The sequence below is a fragment of the Eggerthella sinensis genome, from assembly GCF_003339815.1.
Taxonomy (GTDB): Bacteria; Actinomycetota; Coriobacteriia; order Coriobacteriales; family Eggerthellaceae; genus Eggerthella; species Eggerthella sinensis.
The window spans coordinates 71,022-87,971 of the sequence record NZ_PPTT01000003.1; the positions used below are offsets into that span (position 1 = coordinate 71,022).

Annotated in this window: 15 protein-coding genes and 1 tRNA gene; 8 read left to right on the top strand and 8 right to left on the bottom strand. The window is 63.9% G+C overall.

Annotation, left to right across the window (positions count from 1 at the left end):
* The first annotated feature begins 118 nt into the window (after nt 1-118).
* Genes C1876_RS02220 through C1876_RS02230 form a run of 3 tightly spaced genes read left to right on the top strand, consistent with a single transcriptional unit; the run spans nt 119 to nt 2,479 of the window.
* Complete coding sequence (locus tag C1876_RS02220) at nt 119-757, top strand: TetR/AcrR family transcriptional regulator (RefSeq protein WP_114545102.1); 639 nt, start codon at nt 119-121, stop codon at nt 755-757.
* Nucleotides 754-1,689 carry an ABC transporter ATP-binding protein gene (locus C1876_RS02225; protein WP_114545103.1) on the top strand — a complete coding sequence of 312 codons (936 nt, stop codon included), beginning with the start codon at nt 754-756 and terminating at the stop codon, nt 1,687-1,689. The genes C1876_RS02220 and C1876_RS02225 overlap by 4 nt, the downstream gene beginning before the upstream one ends.
* Nucleotides 1,682-2,479 (top strand): efflux permease Rv1217c-related protein, encoded by a 798-nt coding sequence (locus C1876_RS02230; protein ID WP_114545104.1) that lies wholly within the window; start codon nt 1,682-1,684, stop codon nt 2,477-2,479. Before C1876_RS02225 ends, C1876_RS02230 begins: the two co-directional genes overlap by 8 nt.
* On the opposite strand, the gene C1876_RS02235 is transcribed toward C1876_RS02230, so the two are convergent.
* From C1876_RS02235 to C1876_RS02255, 5 genes are all read right to left on the bottom strand, one after another.
* The gene (locus C1876_RS02235) at nt 2,476-3,672 is read right to left on the bottom strand and encodes a S41 family peptidase (RefSeq protein WP_148707936.1); all 1,197 of its coding nucleotides are present in this window, start codon (nt 3,670-3,672) and stop codon (nt 2,476-2,478) included. The genes C1876_RS02230 and C1876_RS02235 overlap by 4 nt on opposite strands.
* 103 nt (nt 3,673-3,775) lie before the next feature.
* Nucleotides 3,776-5,818: an FAD-binding protein gene (locus C1876_RS02240; protein ID WP_114545106.1), complete on the bottom strand. Its 2,043-nt coding sequence runs from the start codon at nt 5,816-5,818 to the stop codon at nt 3,776-3,778.
* 207 nt (nt 5,819-6,025) lie between these two features.
* Nucleotides 6,026-7,438, bottom strand: a complete 1,413-nt coding sequence (locus tag C1876_RS02245) for a helix-turn-helix transcriptional regulator (RefSeq protein WP_148044496.1) — start codon at nt 7,436-7,438, stop codon at nt 6,026-6,028.
* A gap of 130 nt (nt 7,439-7,568) precedes the next feature.
* A complete protein-coding gene (locus C1876_RS02250) occupies nt 7,569-7,994 on the bottom strand; it encodes a protease inhibitor I42 family protein (RefSeq protein ID WP_114545108.1) in 426 nt (141 codons plus the stop codon).
* A 63-nt stretch (nt 7,995-8,057) separates the two neighbouring features.
* Entirely contained in the window at nt 8,058-8,636 is a 579-nt protein-coding gene (locus C1876_RS02255; RefSeq protein WP_114545109.1) for a protease inhibitor I42 family protein, read from the bottom strand.
* Nucleotides 8,637-8,924: 288 nt separating this feature from the next.
* Between C1876_RS02255 and C1876_RS02260 the strand changes: the two genes are divergently transcribed.
* From C1876_RS02260 to C1876_RS02270, 3 genes are all read left to right on the top strand, one after another.
* A tRNA-Arg gene (locus tag C1876_RS02260) sits at nt 8,925-9,001 on the top strand.
* Between the two features lie 170 nt (nt 9,002-9,171).
* A complete protein-coding gene (locus C1876_RS02265) occupies nt 9,172-10,524 on the top strand; it encodes a magnesium transporter (protein WP_114545110.1) in 1,353 nt (450 codons plus the stop codon).
* A gap of 4 nt (nt 10,525-10,528) precedes the next feature.
* Nucleotides 10,529-11,827, top strand: a complete 1,299-nt coding sequence (locus C1876_RS02270; protein ID WP_114545111.1) for an Nramp family divalent metal transporter — start codon at nt 10,529-10,531, stop codon at nt 11,825-11,827.
* A gap of 33 nt (nt 11,828-11,860) precedes the next feature.
* Here C1876_RS02270 and C1876_RS02275 read toward each other — a convergent pair whose 3' ends face one another.
* Nucleotides 11,861-12,334 (bottom strand): Rrf2 family transcriptional regulator, encoded by a 474-nt coding sequence (locus C1876_RS02275; RefSeq protein WP_114545112.1) that lies wholly within the window; start codon nt 12,332-12,334, stop codon nt 11,861-11,863.
* 319 nt (nt 12,335-12,653) lie between these two features.
* Between C1876_RS02275 and C1876_RS02280 the strand changes: the two genes are divergently transcribed.
* On the top strand, nt 12,654-13,280 hold the full coding sequence (locus C1876_RS02280) for a 5-formyltetrahydrofolate cyclo-ligase (protein ID WP_244909995.1): 627 nt from the start codon (nt 12,654-12,656) through the stop codon (nt 13,278-13,280).
* 124 nt (nt 13,281-13,404) lie between these two features.
* Here the strand turns inward: C1876_RS02280 and C1876_RS17765 are convergent, their stop codons facing one another.
* Nucleotides 13,405-13,566, bottom strand: coding sequence for a hypothetical protein (locus C1876_RS17765; protein WP_170139506.1), 162 nt, complete (start codon nt 13,564-13,566; stop codon nt 13,405-13,407).
* A 226-nt stretch (nt 13,567-13,792) separates the two neighbouring features.
* Between C1876_RS17765 and C1876_RS02285 the strand changes: the two genes are divergently transcribed.
* The gene (locus C1876_RS02285; RefSeq protein ID WP_114545114.1) at nt 13,793-15,226 is read left to right on the top strand and encodes a response regulator transcription factor; all 1,434 of its coding nucleotides are present in this window, start codon (nt 13,793-13,795) and stop codon (nt 15,224-15,226) included.
* 23 nt (nt 15,227-15,249) lie between these two features.
* Here C1876_RS02285 and C1876_RS02290 read toward each other — a convergent pair whose 3' ends face one another.
* Nucleotides 15,250-16,788 (bottom strand): FAD-dependent oxidoreductase, encoded by a 1,539-nt coding sequence (locus C1876_RS02290; RefSeq protein ID WP_114545115.1) that lies wholly within the window; start codon nt 16,786-16,788, stop codon nt 15,250-15,252.
* Nucleotides 16,789-16,950 lie beyond the last annotated feature (162 nt).

Below are 16,950 nucleotides of genomic sequence, written 5' to 3' on the forward strand. Positions count from 1 at the left end.
CGCGCCGGAAAAATCTTCTTCCGACCCCTTCTAAAAAATAGTCAACGGTATAGGATGATCCTCAACTCGTTGACCGGCCGGTCAACGAGGCCCTACCAGCCGGACGAGGGGAGGCCCCGTGGACAATCGGCACGAGAAGTTCGAGAAATTCGAGAACCTGCCCGACGAACGTCAGGAGGCCATCGTCAACGCCGCGGTGGAGGCGTTCGGACGCAACGACTACAAGAGCGCCTCGACCGAAACCATCGCGCGCAAGGCGGGCATCTCGAAGGGGTTGCTGTTCTTCTACTTCAAGAACAAGAAGGAACTCTACCTCTACCTCATGGAACGCCTCATGGAGAAGGTGTCCGACCTCGTGGTGGACGACGCGTTCTACGAGATCGACGACTTCTTCGACCTGCTCGTCTACGCGTCCGAAAGCAAGCGCAAGGTGCTCGTCAAGTTCCCCTACCTGCTGGAATTCTCGATCCGGGCCTACTACCCGGAGCACAAGGACATCAAGGAAACGATGGACGGCTGGACGCAGCGCCAGATCGATCTGATGTTCTCGACGTACTTCAAAAACGTGCGGTTTGACCGGTTCCGCGACGACGTTGACCCGAAGTACGTGCTCAACCTGCTCATTTGGATGGCCGACGGCTACCTGCACCAACAGCGCGCGCTTCATCAGCGCATCGACATCGACGACATGATGGACGAAATGTACCGCTGGTGCGAAATGCTGAAAGCCTATGCGTACAAGGAGGAGTACCGATGAGTCACCCGAGTGACCTCGAGCATAGCCCCGTCATCGAAATCCGGGGGCTCAAGAAAGATTACGGAAGCGGGCGCGGCGTGTTCGGCGTGTCGTTTGCCGTCGAGGGCGGCGAAGTGTTCGGCTTCCTGGGCCCGAACGGCGCCGGCAAAACCGTGACCATGCGCAACCTCATGGGCTTCATCCGGCCCGACGAGGGAACGGTGCAGATCAACGGTCTGAACTGCTTCAGTCAGCGCGCTCGCATTCAGGAGCATCTGGGCTACCTGCCGGGCGAGATCGCCTGCATGGACGAGATGACCGGCGCGGCGTTCCTGGAATTCATGGCCCGCATGAAGAAGCTGCGCGACCGCACGCGCATGAACGAGCTGGTGGAGTACTTCGAGCTCGACCCCGCACGGCGCATCCGCAAGATGTCAAAGGGCACGAAGCAGAAGGTGGGCCTCGTATGCGCGTTCATGACCTCGCCCGACATCATCCTGCTCGACGAGCCCACGAGCGGCCTCGACCCGCTCATGCAAAGCCGCTTCATCGACCTCGTGCTGCAGGAGAAGCGACGCGGGGCCACCATCCTGCTGTCGTCGCACCTGTTCGAGGAAGTGGAACGCACCTGCGATCGCGTGGCCTTCATCCGCGCGGGCCAGCTTGCCGCCGTCGAGCGCATGGACGACGTGCGGAAGTCGCGCAAGCGCGTGTTCGTCATCACGTTCGCCGATGCCGCGGCGCGTGACCGCTACGCCCGCGCGCACGTCGACGCGTCGCCTCAGCCGCAGGGAGCCGCCAGCGTCGAGGTTACCGTTGCAGGAAACTTCGACGCGTTCGTGAAGGATCTCGCCGCCTACGACATCGTCGACCTGACCGCGCGCGAGCAAACGCTCGAGGAGCTGTTCATGCACCTGTACGGCACGATGGAGAAAGGGGGCTCCCATGAATAAGACGCTGTTCGCGAAGGAGCTGCGCGCCAACCTGTTCGTCAGCGGCATCATCGCCGCCGTGCTTGCCATGTACATCGGCATGATCATCAGCATGTTCGATCCGAAGCTGGGCGAGAGCCTCGACCTCATGATGCAGAGCATGCCCGAGATATTCGCCGCATTCGGCATGTCGACGCAGGCCACCACCCTCATCGACTTCATGCTGAACTACCTGTACGGCTTCCTGCTCACCATTTTCATCCTCGTGCTCATCCTCATCATGGTGAACAAGCTCATGGTGCGCTACCTCGACCGCGGCGCGATGGCCTACCTGCTTGCCACGCCGAACAGCCGCACGCGCATCGCGCTGACCATGGTAGGCGTGATGGTGACCGTGCTCGTAGCGCTCATAGCCGTGGTCACGGCGCTCGAGGTGGGTTTTGGCGAGGGGATGTTCCCCGGCGAGCTGGATTTCGAGGCCCTGGCACGGGTAAACGCCGGGTTGTTGGCGCTGTGGCTGGCGCTGGCCGGCCTGTGCTTCCTATCGGCCTGCCTGTTCTCGAACGCCACGGCCGCGCTGTGGGTGGGCGGCGGCCTGGGCATCCTGTTCTTCCTCATGCAAATGGTGTCGAAAGTGGGCGACAAGTTCGAGTTCCTGCAGAACATCAACCCGCTCACGCTGTTCGACTACTACGGCTTGGCCGCCGGCGATGCCTCGGCCGTCGGCGGGGCCGTCGCTCTCGCTGCGAGCGCCGTGGCCCTGTTCGCCGCCGCCGTGGTGGTGTTCGACCGCCGCAACCTCAGCATTTAGCGTTCGAGCGCGCGGCGTTGCACTTCGTCCGAGACGCACTCTTCCGGTGTGAAGGGGACCAGGGTATCCGGCGCGATGCCCGTCCCCGACACGCCTTCGCCGCGGAACGCGGCCTCCGTCTTGCTCATGGGGTACACGAGGGTGTAATACTCGTCGAACGACACCGCGAGCGGATTCGCATAGTCGATTGCCCCGCTTGTCGCGCGGCCCACCACGCGCATGTCAACCAGCCCTTTGCTGCGCGCCGCCTGCGCAATCCGCACGATGCGCTCGCCCGCCGCGCCCGTGGTCACGTCGGTGAGCAAGCGCACGGGTCGGCCGGGGTTCTCGCCCTGCACCTCGTAGTCCTCGCGCTCAACTTCGCGCACGAAACCCGTTCCCTCGTGCGACGCCAGACGCTCGAGCTCCTCGTCCACCCATCCGGCGTCGACCGGATCGAGCGACGCCCGCACGGCCATCAGCTGCGCGCGGCGCACGGCGCAGTTGCCAACCGTGTAGTTCGTGTACTGCACCTCGTCGCCCAGCACCTCGCCCACGTTGACGCGCCCCGCGAACAGGGCGGTCAGGATGCGGTCGTACGTCGCATCGTCGAACACGGCGGGAGCGCGGCGCAGGTCGATGATGGTCACGTCGTCCTGCACGCGAACCGGGTCGGCGGGTTCCGCGACGGCCGCGTGCGCATGCGGGAAACGCCTCATGCGCATGTCTTCCTCGCTTCCGTCCGCATGGCGCACGAGCACATGGGCGCAGCGGGACACGAGGTCGTCCCATAGCTGCCGATCAGGATCGTCCCCGTTCACCGGGTTGCCGATGGCGTAGCGCAGATGGTCGTCGGGCTTGCTGCGGTTCAGCAGCACGATGGCGTCGCCCACCGTGAACCGTTCGTCCTCGCGCACCTCGACCACGTACAGCTCATCGCCGTACCGGCGCACCGAGAACCCGCAGCGCTCAGGCTGATAGGGGCATTCCGCGCTCACTAGCAGCGACAGGTTGGGATCGTGCAGCGTCGCGAGGTACTGCGTCAGATAGCATGCGAACAGCTCGTCGTCGAGCCGATTTCCCTTCCACGCCTCGCCGAACGCAGTGAGCCACTGCTTCGTCTCGTTGAGCGGCGCCTTTTCAGGCGCGCCCGCATAGTCGCGCTCCAGCACCGACATGACCGCCTGAAGAATTCGATCTCGCTTTTCCGCCACCATGGGCTCCTCCCCGCACCGCCCCGCGCGATGCCATCCAACTTGCGAAAGGCGGGCGGAAGGAGCATACTCCCCTCCCGCCCGCTGCGTACTCCGGCGAACCTTACTGCGAGGCAACTTCCTTGCCGGCCAGGCGACCGTGCGTGCCCGCCATGCCGATGGAGTTGCCGGCGCACGGCGTGGAATAACCCGTGCCGTAGCGGCCGCCCAGGCTGTTGCCGCAGGCGTACAGGCCCTTGATGGGCGCGTACTCCTCGTTCATCACGTTGAGGTGCTTGTCGGTCATCAGGCCCGACATGGTCACCATGGAAGGCGACGCCGAGCGGCTGCCCACGCTGCCCTTGATGCCGTAGAACGGCGGCTCGTCAACGGGAATCATCGCGGAGCTGTCCTTGCCGTAATCGGCGTCGGCGCCCGCCGCACACAGCTCGTTGTAGTGGGCGATCGACTCGAGCCACGTGTCCTGCACGTCGGCGGGAACTTCGAGGTAGCCTGCCAGCTCCTCAAGCGTGTTCGCCGCGATGACCGTGGTGTAGCCGCGCTCGGCGATGGTGCAGTTCTTCACTTCGCCGCCCTCGGCACCGGGCTGAATGGCGGCCATGCCGTCCAGCATGTCCTGGTAGTACTGCGGACGCCCGCCGTTCGGGCCACCATGCTCCACGCCCGACGCACACACGCTCTTCATCCACTTCTGATCGGTGACGAGCCAGGCCGAGCCCTCTTCCTGACGCGCGCTTGCCGTCTGCGCGCCGGTGAGGTTGCCCTCGTTGCAGAAGCGCTCGCCCTTGCTGTTCAGCCACAGCATGGCGTTCGCGCCCCACGGGCCGCCCAAGCCGCCGCCGAGGATCATGCAGCCGCGCGGCGCGGGCTCGATGAAGCCGCCGGCCATGCAGCCCAGCTTGACGGACGAGCCGTCGCGCCCGCCCATGAAGCTGTAGAAGTCGGCCTTCAAGCCGCCTTCGCGCTCGTTGCGCTCCATGTACTCGTTCAGCAGCGCCCAGCACATATCGGGGTTGCCGCAGTAGTCGCCACCGGCAAGGACAACGCCCTTCGTGACGTTGATCTGGATGTTCTTGCCTTCTTCTTCCACGATGACGCCGGTCACGTCGCCGTTGTCGTTCTGCACGAGCACCACGGCCGTGCTGCCGTAGCGGATGGTGCCGCCCAACGACGTGGCCTTGTCGAGGCACGCCTGATTCACCTTCGGCAGCACCGAGTTCGCGGCGACGCCCTGAATGGGCTCGTCGTTGTACTCGCCCATGAACTGCACGGCGCCCGCCCAGGTTTTGGTGCCCGGCGTAAGCGGGTAGTTGGTCTTGTTCAGGCACTCGTAGATGTCGGTGCCCGCCTGAATCTTGTCGTAGTCCATATTCGCCTGAACGATGACCCAGCCGTCCTGCGTGTTGTCGTACGTGTAGCAACGCTCGTCGATGCCCATTTCCGCGGCCACTTCCAGCATGTGGTCGAGCGTCGCGCCGGAGTTCTCCACGTAGGCGCGCACGATGTCGGGATAGTTGCGCCCGCCACCGCGCGTGACGAACTCGTTCACGATGTCGCCCGTGTTCCACGTGCCGAAGCCCTGATCGGTGACGAACTTCGCGTTGAAGCAGCCGAAGTCCTCGCCATACCAGCTCATCGCGCTCTCAAGCTGCTTCTCGACGGCCACCACTTTGCCGTCCACCTTGCCGCCGTTCGCCTCGGCCACTGTCTCGCATGCCGCGAGGAACGCCTGCGTGCCCGAATGGCCCAGGCCGACAATCACCACGTCGGCGTCAACCGTCTCGTCGGCCGTCACGCTGGGAGCCTCGCCCAGCCAGTCGCCCGGACCCGAGTACCCGAACACGCGACCCTCGGCCTTCGCCGCTTCCTTCGCCGCCGTGCGGTCGACCGGACCCGCGTTGCCGCCGCCGGGACCTCCGGGGCCGCCCGCGCCACCGGCACCGCCTTCGCCGCCGCCCGAAGCCGCCGACGAACCCGCGTCATCCGCACCGCTGCTCGCGGTCGTGGACGCCTGCGGAGCGCAGCCGAACATGCCCGCGGCAGCGAACACGGCGACGCTCGCGGCGCCGCCTTTGAGGAAGCTGCGGCGCGAGAGATACGATCGCCCGCGTGCCAGCCCTTCGTCCAGGTTCATGTCGTTTTCCATGATGCTCCCTTCCCCTTGCTCGACGGAACGCGTCGCCTGCGATGCCCTCACGGCCGGCGCGCTTCCGTGCCGCGTCGTCCCATCGGAGGCGCGGCCTTCTCCTGCCGCCCTCGGAGGTTCGACGGGCGGCCTTTCAAGGGCAGAAGTATAGGAATCGGCTAATGCCAAAACGGGTGATTTTGAAAAAGGTAGTTTGACCTGGAGATTCTATTTATCGAGCAAATCGATGAGCTGTTGCTTGGAGTGAATACCCAGCTTCACGTAGATGTTTTTGACGTGCACGCGCACGGTGTTCTCGGACACAAACAGCCGCTTCGCGATGGACACGCGCGTATGCCCCTTCGCCAAAAGCCCCAAGACGTCGGCCTCGCGCTCCGACAACCCGTGCGCCTTCACCAGCCGCGCGCAAGCCGTCTGCACGGCATCGTCGCGCTCGACCGCCGCGCTCGCGGGTTCCACGTGCGCCGGCGCCGGAGTCAGCGCCTTGCCCGTGCCCACCGACGAATCGAGGTCGGAGCCCCAGTTGCCCATGAGGAAGCTCGCCGACACCACCGCCAGCACCACGAGCGAGATATCGACGTACAGCACGGTTTGCGCGTCCGAGCCGAAATGCAGGAACAGCACCTGCCCCGCCAGCTCGCCCACCGCGAACCCCAGGAACAGCAGCGAGAACACGCCCGGGAACAGCAGGGCGATGCTCGCCTCCTCCCGGCGCGCCAACTCGAGCATGAGCAGAAACGCGAACAGCCGCACGAGCGTCCACACGCACTCCGACACGAGCGAGCCGTACGTCGACAGGACGGGGAACACCACGTTCGACAGCAGCATCACCACGATGCACGGCGTTGACAGCCGCACGAAGAACGCGAGCCCCAGTCGGCCCTTGCTCACGGCCCACACGAGCGCCACGAGGAAGCACACCGCCAAGCCGAGCGCGGCCGAGCCCCAATCGAGCTCGAATTTGATGCTCAGCACCGAGCCCGCCGCCTTCGTGCCCGCGGTCACGCCCAGCACGATGGCGTAGACGGCAAGTCCGTAGATGTATCCGTGCGAGCGCCGCGGGCGCACCACCACCGGCCGATGATCGGGCGTTGCCGCCGCTGCGTCGCCGCCCGCTTCCCTGCGCGCGACAACCACGTAGCACGCCGCGGTACCCAGCCCGAGGAGCACGGCCGTCACCACCTGGACGGAATCGCCGGTCAACGCGGTGACCAGGCACAGAGCCGATGAAATGCCGAATGCTGCCAACGTTGCCGCGAACGCCTCGTTCGCCTCCATCTTCGCGAACGAGAACGACCACGCGTACATGATGGCCGACGAGGCCAATCCCACCACCGCGCCGGCCAGGTAATCGGCCCAACCCGTCAGCGCATCGAAGCCCAGAAACACCGTGGCCAGCATGCCCGCGCACGCCGAGACGCTCACGAGGGCAATCATCCACGTGCGCGAAAAGGCCGATATGTCGAACTTGTAGCTGATGAGGCAGAAGATGCCCAGACACGCCGCACCGATGTACGCAGCGAACAGCGGCGAGACGTCGAGGTCCACCGAGTGCATGCTCGCGAACCCGAACGCGCGCTGCTGCCATGCCAGCAACAGCGCCAGTCCCCCTGTTTCCATTTTCAGCCCTGCGCGAAGCAGTGCGCCTACCAGGTTGGACGGCACGGCATCGCGCGAGATCGCGTTCCCCATCGTCGCCCTCCCGCGTCGACCGATTCCTGCAGCGATTTCGTTGATGCTCTAAATAATACTATAGTTCTTCAACCTGTTTGAACTCCCCGTTTTCCACCGTCGCCTTCAAGGTGATGGCCTTGTCGCTGTCGGTGGATTCCCATGAGCGGGCGTACGTGAAGGTGAGGGTGGCTTCGCCCGAGCCGGAGGCTTTGAAGGCGAATATCTGCACGCCGCCTTCGCCCGCCTTGGGTTCGTTGCCGTCGCCCGACGCCACGTAGTTGTCGCCCTCCGCCGTCACGGCATCGCCCTCGATGGCGCACGTCCATTCATAGCCCGTCGTGGGATTCGCATCGAGCTGCACCTCGAGCTCGCCCTGCGAGAACTGCGCACGGCCGTCGGTGACTTCGACCGCCGTGCTCTGCGCCGCCGTGCAGCCCACCGCACACGCGACGAAGGCCGCCATGCACGCCCCAAGCAACACAAGCTTCATCGGCTTCTTCATGGCGGTTCTCCCTTCGTCGCGGGCATGCGTGTTCGCATTACCCTGCATTATACGATGATTGCGCTACTCCTGGATGCTCACGGCGGTGAAGGCGCCATCCTGCACCGTGGCCTTCACCACGATGGTGGTCTTCACGTCGTCGGCGTTCGTCGTGTTCGCCAGCTTCATCGTGATGGTGGAGTCGCCGTTGTTCTGGCCGTCGGCCAAGAAGCCGAAGGCGTGCATGCCGGCCGAGCCCACCACGTCGTTGGCGTTCTGGTCGTTGTAGTTGGAGGACGGAAGATCGGCGTCGGTGTCCTTCAGCACGGTGTTGCCGTCAACCTCGGCCGTCCACTGGTACTGAACGTCCTGGTCGGAGTCGAGCAGCACCAGCATGTCGCCCTGAGAATACGCCGCCCAGCCGTTCGGCACCTTGAGCACGGTGCCCTCGCCGATGCTGCCGCCGTCGCCCATCTGGCTGCCGCCGTTGTCCGTACCGGTTCCGTTCTTGCTGTTCTCCACGCTGGGGTTGGCGATGTCGGAGTTGTTGTCGTAGTTGTCGGTGTTGGCCGCGTTGTCGCTCGAACAGCCGGCAACGGCGAACAGCGCCAACAACAGAGCGGCAACCACGCCGATCATCGACCATTTTGCAGTCTTCGTCATGAGAATCCTCGCTTTCTACGGTGAATGGAAGACACGTTCCGCTCTATCCTAAGCACCTCGCACCACGCGATAGCTGAGGCCGCCGCCTCGTTAATCAGCTGCCACCCGAACGAGTGTTTCACGTGAAACATGCGGTATCGAAGTGCACGGACGGAATGCGGGACTTGCACGAGAAGTTTTGCATCGTCGCAGGTCAAATCCAATCTTGCCGAACTATTTCAAAAACTCTGAAAAAGCCGTTGACAGGGCGCAGCATTACCGGCATAATACTTTTTGCTGTTTCGACGTGCGCCGTTACCTCAGCTGGATAGAGGGACTGACTACGAATCAGTACGTCGGGGGTTCGAATCCCTCACGGCGCACCATTTCAGCTTCTAATTCCGCAACGACTGGCAGCAGCACGTGCGGTTTTTTTATTGTCCAGAGGAAAGGTACGTACTTGAAGGTTCGAAAATCGAAGCCTCACAGTAAGTAGTTTTCCTTCAGCTCCCCCTTACACCGGCAGTTGAAGGATGACTGCGGTAAGGGAATAATCATGCTCTATCTCTCTCAAATGATGGGGAAGCCCGTCGTGGATACCGAGGGCGAGAAGATCGGTACCATTTCCGATCTTGCCATCTCCACCGGCGAAGTCTTCCCGCGCATCACCAGCCTTGCGTTCCAGGGTCCCGGCAAAGTGCCGTTCATGATCTCGTGGCGCAAATACGTCGAAACGTTCGACGAAGACGGCATCGTTCTCAATGCCGAAGCTCACGATATCCGCTTCAGCTATCTGCAACCTGACGAAGTTCTGCTCGCTCGCGACCTCATGAACCGTCAGATTGTCGATACGCAAGGCATGAAAGTCGTGCGCGTCAACGATCTCAAGCTTTCCGTATCTGGCTCGCAGCTGCGCCTGCTGGGCGCCGAAGTGGGCACGCGCGGCATCCTGCGCGGCCTGGCCCCCTGGCTCGAGCGCGCCGTCGTGGCCGTAGCGAAGCTGTTCGGCAAGAAAATCGACGAGCAGATCATCGCCTGGAACTACATGGACCTGCTCGATCGCGACCTGTCCGAAGTGCAGCTGTCCGTCACGCACAAGCGCCTCGACGAGCTGCACCCCGCCGACGTTGCCGACATCCTCGAGCAGCTCGACCCGCAGCAACGCGCCAACGTGTTCCAGCATTTGGACGACGCGCAGGCCACCGAGGCCATCTCGGAGATGGACGACGAGTACCAGGCCGACTTCATCGAAGACCTCGACGATGCCCGCGCGGCCGGCCTGCTGGGCGACATGGACCCCGACGACGCGGCCGACATCGTGCGCGACCTCTCCTACGAGAAGGCCGAAACGCTCCTGCGCCTCATGGGCGTGGAAGATGCCACCGAGATTCGCCGCCTGCTGGGCTACAAGGACGGCACCGCCGGCGGCATGATGACCACGCAGTTCGTGTCGGTGCGTGCCGACAACACCGTGGGCGAGACCATCGAAGTGCTGCGCGAGCTCGACGAAGACCACCCCACCGTGCATTACGTGTACGTGCTGGACGATTACGACCAGTTCATCGGCGTGCTGTCGCTGCGCACCCTCGTGCTCACCGACGATGCGCGCCCCGTGCGCGAGGTCATGTTCGACGACGTCATTTCCGCCACGCCCGACGAGACGGAAGAAGACGTGGCCGCCGACATCTTCAAGTACGAGCTTCCCGCCATGCCCGTGGTGGACGAACACGGCGTGCTGCTGGGCATCGTCACCGTCGATGACGCGTGGGACGCCATCGAAGAGGACGTGAGCGGCGACAAGACGAAGGCAACCCTGCTCAAGGTGTTAGGAGGCCTCGTCGCTTCCATCCTGTTCCTTGCCTTGTACACGCTTGTGCTGCTGCAAATCATCGGCTACGCCGGGAGGTAGGGCCATGATGATGAAAAAGAACGAGAACAGGGAGCTCACGGTGATGGATGCCGAGCTGACCGAAGCCCCCGAGAAGAAGCAACCCAAGAAGATGTGGCTGTTGCTGGCCGCGCTCGGCCCCGGCATTGTCACCGCCATGGCCGGCAACGACGCGGGCGGCATATCCACGTATTCCACGGTAGGTGCGAAGTTCGGCTTCGCCACGCTGTGGGTCATCCCCCTCATGTGCATCCTGCTCATCGTCGTGGAGATGACGGCCGCGCGCATGGGCGCCGTCACCGGCAAGGGCTTCGCCGCGCTCATCCGCGAGCGCTTCGGCATCCGCCTCACGGCGCTCGCCATGTTTGCGCTGCTCATCGGCAACGTGGCCACCACGTTTTCCGAGTTCGCCGGCATTGCGAGCGGCATGGAGATGTTCGGCGTGTCGAAGTACCTGGCCGTGCCCGTTGCGGCGGTGGCGGTTTGGCTGCTGGTGGTGGGCGGCAGCTACAAGCGCGTGGAGAAGGTGTTCCTCATCCTGTCGCTCGTGTTCGTCACCTACATCGTGGCGGCTTTCATGGCCGAGCCGAACTGGGAAGAGGCGCTTACCAGCACCGTGGTGCCGCACATCGTACAAGATCAGAGCTTTGTATCGCTGGTCATTGCCATGATTGGCACCACCATTGCGCCGTGGATGATGTTCTTCAACCAGAGCAACGTCGTGGAAAAAGGCGTGTCGGTGAAAGACCTGTTCTCGCAGAAGGTGGACGTGGTGGCCGGCACCATCGCCGCCTGCCTGGTGGCATGGTTCATCATCGTGACTACGGGGTCGGTGCTGTTCCCGCAGGGGATCGAAATCGAGTCCGCCGCCGATGCCGCCCGCGCGCTGGCGCCCTTCGCAGGGCACTACGCCGAAGCGCTGTTCGCCATCGGCCTCATCGCCGCATCGTTCCTGGCCGCGTGCGTGCTTCCGCTCACCACGGCGTTCGTGATTTGCGAAGCCTTCGGCTGGGAAGCAGGCGTTTCGTTCAAGTGGAAAGAAGCGCCGCTGTTCAAGAGCATTTTCACGTTCGTGATTGCGTTTTCGGCCATCATCGTGCTCGTGCCGAACATCGACCTCATGGGCGTCATGCTCACGGCTCAGTTCGTCAATGGCCTCGTGTTGCCGGTGCTGCTGGTGTTCATGGCCATCATCGCCGCGGACAAGCGGGTTATGGGCGCGTATCGCTCGCGTATCGTGTCACGCGTGCTCATCTGGGTCACCGTGGGCATTGTCACCGTGCTCACCGCCGTGCTGCTGGTGATGCAGGTGCTGGGTATCTAGCTGGAAAGGTGCAGCCGCCGGCTGCGTTGACGCCTACTTGGCATCAATCAGACGGCGGCTTTCATCCTGGAGTCGTTCGGCCAAGATCGCACGGCTGTCTTCTGCGTTGCGAGCGCAGTCGAGCAGCATCTGCACGGTCAAGCTGGCCAGATAAGCGTCCATGCTTTCCTCGATGAGATCGTATGCTTGCTTGATGTCCTGCACCATCGCGCCGCCCTTGCGCGCGTCGCGCTTGGCACGCGTGGACTGCTTGGCGTCGTCATCGAGAGCTTCGAGGATTTCCAACACGTTCGTGTCTGCCGGGTCCTTGGCAAGGCGATACCCGCCGTGCTTGCCCGGACGGGCCTCGATGATGCCCGCGTTGCGCAGAAGCTGCGCGAGCTGAATGAGGTAGTCGCGCGGAATGGACATATCCTCGGCGATATCTTTTGAGGAGCATGTGGTACCTTGCGCAGCCAAGTACAAGATGGCGCGCATACCGTAATCGGTGGATGCCTTGAGTTGCACTGCTGTCTCCTAACTCTACGGCGCTCGGCATGCATGATGCCTGGTGAGCGGCCTACTTATATATGCCTGGTAGTCAATTTCTCCTTAGAAAACAGCAAACGACGCATTCGCAGCGTCGTTTGTGGCCGTACACCCTTGCGGCTGCGAGGGAGAACTAATCTAAGGTGGTCCGAGTGTACCCAATGCAAAACGATTATAGCAAGGTCAAAGATGGGTTTGCAGGTCAAATCGAATTGAAACGGTTACGTTTGCGCTAACTCCCCACACCTGCGCCATTATCGTGCAACGGCGCCGTTACGTCGATGCTATACTGCACCCCATGGACACAAAAGCACAACTGCGCTCGCGGGTGCTCGCGCGCCGCGATGCGCTGCCGGAAGAGGACCGCGCACGCAAGAGCGCGACCATCTGCGCGCGCCTCGAACAGCACCTCTGCGACGCGTTTGCGACCCGCACTCGCGGCGGCGCGAGCGAAGCTGCGGCACCCGCCGTGGCCGTGTTCGCGTCCATGCGCAGCGAGGTGGACACGCAGGCGTTCGTCGACGCGGCCTACCGACGCGGCTGGGAGGTGTGCTTCCCCTGCATGGTGCGCGAGGCCGACGGACAGCCCGCGCGCATGCGGTTCTACCGCGTGACGCGCGCTCAGCTCGATGCGGCCCGGGCGCGCTTCCTCGATACGCCCCTGCGCTGTCTGGCGTGCGCCGCGCTCGAAGCCGACGGCTTCGCAGCCGTTGCCGCCGAAGACCTCGATGCCGTGGTGGTGCCCCTCGTCGCATTCGACGACGACGGCAACCGCCTGGGCTACGGCGGCGGCAACTACGACCGCCTGCTCCCCGCCCTGCGCGACGACGCCGTGATAGCAGGCATCGCCTTCGAAGAGCAGCGTGTCGAAGCCGTTCCCGTCGAACCTCACGACCGCCCCCTCCCCCACATCGTAACCGCCTAGCTGGTTGGCGGCGCCGCGCAATGGAGGCATTGTCAGCCTGGAAAGCGCCGTGTACAATAGCAGGCGAGCCGCAGGGAGCTGTTGACTCCCCACGGCTCTCGGATCGCTTCGGCGGTTCGGACTTTTAGTGCTGTCCCGGTTCGTCCTCTTGGGACGACCGGGGCTTATCTTTCGACAACGCCTGCAGCACAAGCGCCGTCGCCTCAACCATCAAGCCGCTTACCGCAACCATCAGGCAAAGCACCTGCAAGACTACCCCGATAACAGCCAACGTCACATCATCCATAGAGGACACCTCCCTTCCGTATCTAGAATCGGAAATGGGTGTGTAGAGAGGTGGTTCCTCCCCGCCGGGTGATCCGTTCTTCAAGCGCGCTTCCAGCGCGGCGCCCCACCCGCCCGCATCATGCGGGTTGGTGCAACCTCCGGCGCAGGGGGCAACAAAGCGTTAGAATAGCAGCCACCTTGCGCGACCGCTTTTTATCCCTCGCAAACGGACGGACGACCTCACGATGCATGCACCGCACACGCTCGACCGGAAAACCGTGCTCCTCGCCATCGTGGCCACCCTCGGGTTCGGCCTGCTGCAAGGCGCGCGCCTGCTCGACGTCAACACCGGGCCGTACAGCCCGAGCCCCTACGCCCTGCTCGGCCTCGTGGTGGACGGCCTCACGTTCATCGCCGTGGCCGTGCTGTCGTACGCCGGCCGCATCGACCGGGCGCGGCCGCTGTTCATCGCGGCCATCGTGGCGAGCGGTCTGTACGCCGCGCTCGTCGTCTCCGGCAGCACGAACGAGGTGGCGCTCGTCGCTATGCAGGTGACGGCCGGCATGGGGTGGTCGCTGTCCATTCTGTGCTGGATGGAAGTATTCACCAGCTACCGGCCCCGGCTGTCGCTGCCCATGATCGCCCTCGGCTACCTCATCAACACGCTGCTGCCGCCGCTCACGAGCATGGTGCTCCCCGGCCTGGTGGGACGCAGCATCATGCTGCTGGCGTCGTTCGCGCTTTCCACCGTCGCGCTCTACTGGTGTCTGCGCAACAACCCGTACGTGGCGCAGCGCATGCAGGAACCGGTTGCGCCCACCACCTCCATGGCCGAGGCGCTCGCCCGCACGAAGCGCGCGGTGGTCAGCACCATTTCCTTCTCGCTCATCTGCGGATTCGTCATCGAGCTCGACATCTTCAACAACTTGCAGTACGCGCAGACCGACCTCACCGGATTGTTCGGCATCATCGCCGCGCTCGGCATGCTGGCGGTGCTTCTTGTGGTGAAACCGCGGAAGGCGAACATCGACTACATCAGCCCCATCACGGCGCTGTGCCTGGTCACCATCCTCTTGTACCGCAGCCTCGACTTCGCCGACGGCTACGCGGCCGGCGCGCTCATGACCACGTTCCTCATGTCGTTCTACGTGCTGCTGTGGCTCATGTTCATCAGCGAGGCGCACGAGCGCAAGCTCCCCGCGTTCTTCCTGTTGGGCCTGGCCATCGGCGTGGCACGGCTGTCGGTGGCGCTCGGCCGCTTCGTGGCGCAAATGCTGCTGGAAAACACGGGGCTCGACCCGCAGCTCGCGCTCGTGGGCTCGGTATGGCTGCTCGTGGCAACGCTGTCGCTCATGTTCTGGAGCTATCAGCGCTACACCGCCAAGCAGCGTCTCGTGGGCGTCGAGGACGCGCCCGAAGAGCCGACGGCGCCCCTTCGGCTCACCCCCGACGACGCGCTCGAGCAGCTCAAGGAAACGTTCGGCCTGTCCACACGCGAGTACGAGATGATCGAGGAGTTCGCCGCCGGCCGCAGCGCGCGCCACATCGCCGACACCTTCACGCTGTCCGAGCACACGGTGAAAACCCACCTGCGCCACGCCTACGCGAAGATGGACGTGCACTCGCGCCAGGAGCTCCTCGACCTCATCCAGGAAATGGGTACGGCGAAGCGGAGCTGACCCGACGCGAGCGCGCAGAGCGTTTATGCCGTAGCCAACGCGGCTCCCGTCAGGCGGCCCATGGTGAGCGCGCTCGAATTGGAGCAATGGCGCACGAAGCTGCGGTTGTACATGAAGCGGTGCGTCGCCTCGCCCACCACGAACAAGCCCGGGATAACCGCACCGCTCTCGGTGATGGCCTGGCACGACGCGTCGGTTTTCACGCCGCCCATCGTGGCTACGTAGGAAGGCACGAACGACACGAGGTAGAAGGGGCCGTCGCCGTACGGCACCAGCATGTCGGCCTTCTTGCCGAATGCCTCGTCGGCGCCCGTCGCGGCCGCCTGCTGATACGCCTCGAACGAGCCCGCCAACTCGGCGGCGCCGGCAGCGGCAGCCAGCTCGTCGACCGTGTCGGCCTTCAGCACGTCGCCCGTGGACAGGCCCTTCTCGATGACGGCCGTCACGTCAGCGTTCGAGCTGTCGAACAGCACGTAGTACGGCCCCGCCTCGTTATCGGTCATGGACGTGGCCAAGGCCGTCACCGGAGCCGCCTCGTTCACGAAGCGCGCGCCCTTCGCATCCACGAGCATCTTCGCCGACGTTGCCGCCCCGTCCATGCCGGTGTCGCACAGCTTCTTGAAGCCCACGTCGGCCTTCGTCAGCGCCCGCGTGGGCATGATGACGTTCGGGATGACCCACGGGTCCTCGTACAGCGCCGCACCGATGGCGGACGCCATGGTCATGCCGTCGCCGGTGTTCATGGCGTTGCCGAGGTACTGGAAGCCCATCTTGTTGATGGCGGGCACCAAGCTGTCGCAGTAGTCCGCGCTGCCACCGAAGCCGCCGGTTGCGAGCACCACCGACCCCGCGCGCAGCTCCTGCGCGCCGGACGGCCCTTCCACCTTCACGCCCACCACGGCATCGCCGTCCATGATGAGCTCCTTCGCCTCGGTGGACACCATCGTCTGCACGCCCAAGCGCTCGAGCTCGGCGGCGAACACGTTGACCACCTGCACGCCCGCTTCGGTGCTCGGGTCGGCGCTCGTGTCGGGCTTCACCGTGTCGGTGCCCACCATCTCCTTCGTAAACGACTTCTCGAACGAGATGCCCATCTGCTCCACCCACGCGATGGTGGCGCAGCTTTCCTCCATCAAGTGCTGCATGCGACTGTAATCCGGGTACGGCGCGTCCACCTTGCCGATTTCGGTGAGCTCGCGATAGCGGCCCGTGAACGCATCCATCGTGTCGGGCGTCTCGCTGTCGTAGCGCCAATCGGCCTGGTTCTCCGCAACCTGGGCGATGGACACGTTGCCCTTCGACGTGAGGAACGTCGAAGTGAGGAACGGCGCCTTGTCCACAAGGATCACCTTCGCCCCCTGCTGCGCGGCGGAAGCCGAACACGCGAGGCCCGCCAAGCCTGAGCCGATGACCACGATATCCGCCTGCGTCGCCTCGCCTTGCGTCGGCGCGCCGTCGGCCTTCTTGGACTCCGGCTGCGGCGCGCATCCCGTCAGCGCTAGCGAACCGCCCAGCACCATCGCGCCGATCACGAACTGCCTTCTCGAATATATGCTCCCCATAATCTTCTCCTCTCGATGATGGCGGCCCGTGCCGCCTCGAACGGCCCGCACTATACGATGCACGCGGCAGCGCACCATCGCACGAAAGGATGTAATTGCACAAAAATGCCCGGACAGCAGGCCGCCGTCCGGGCAAAAGAGCGCGCATAACGCGCCGAAGCG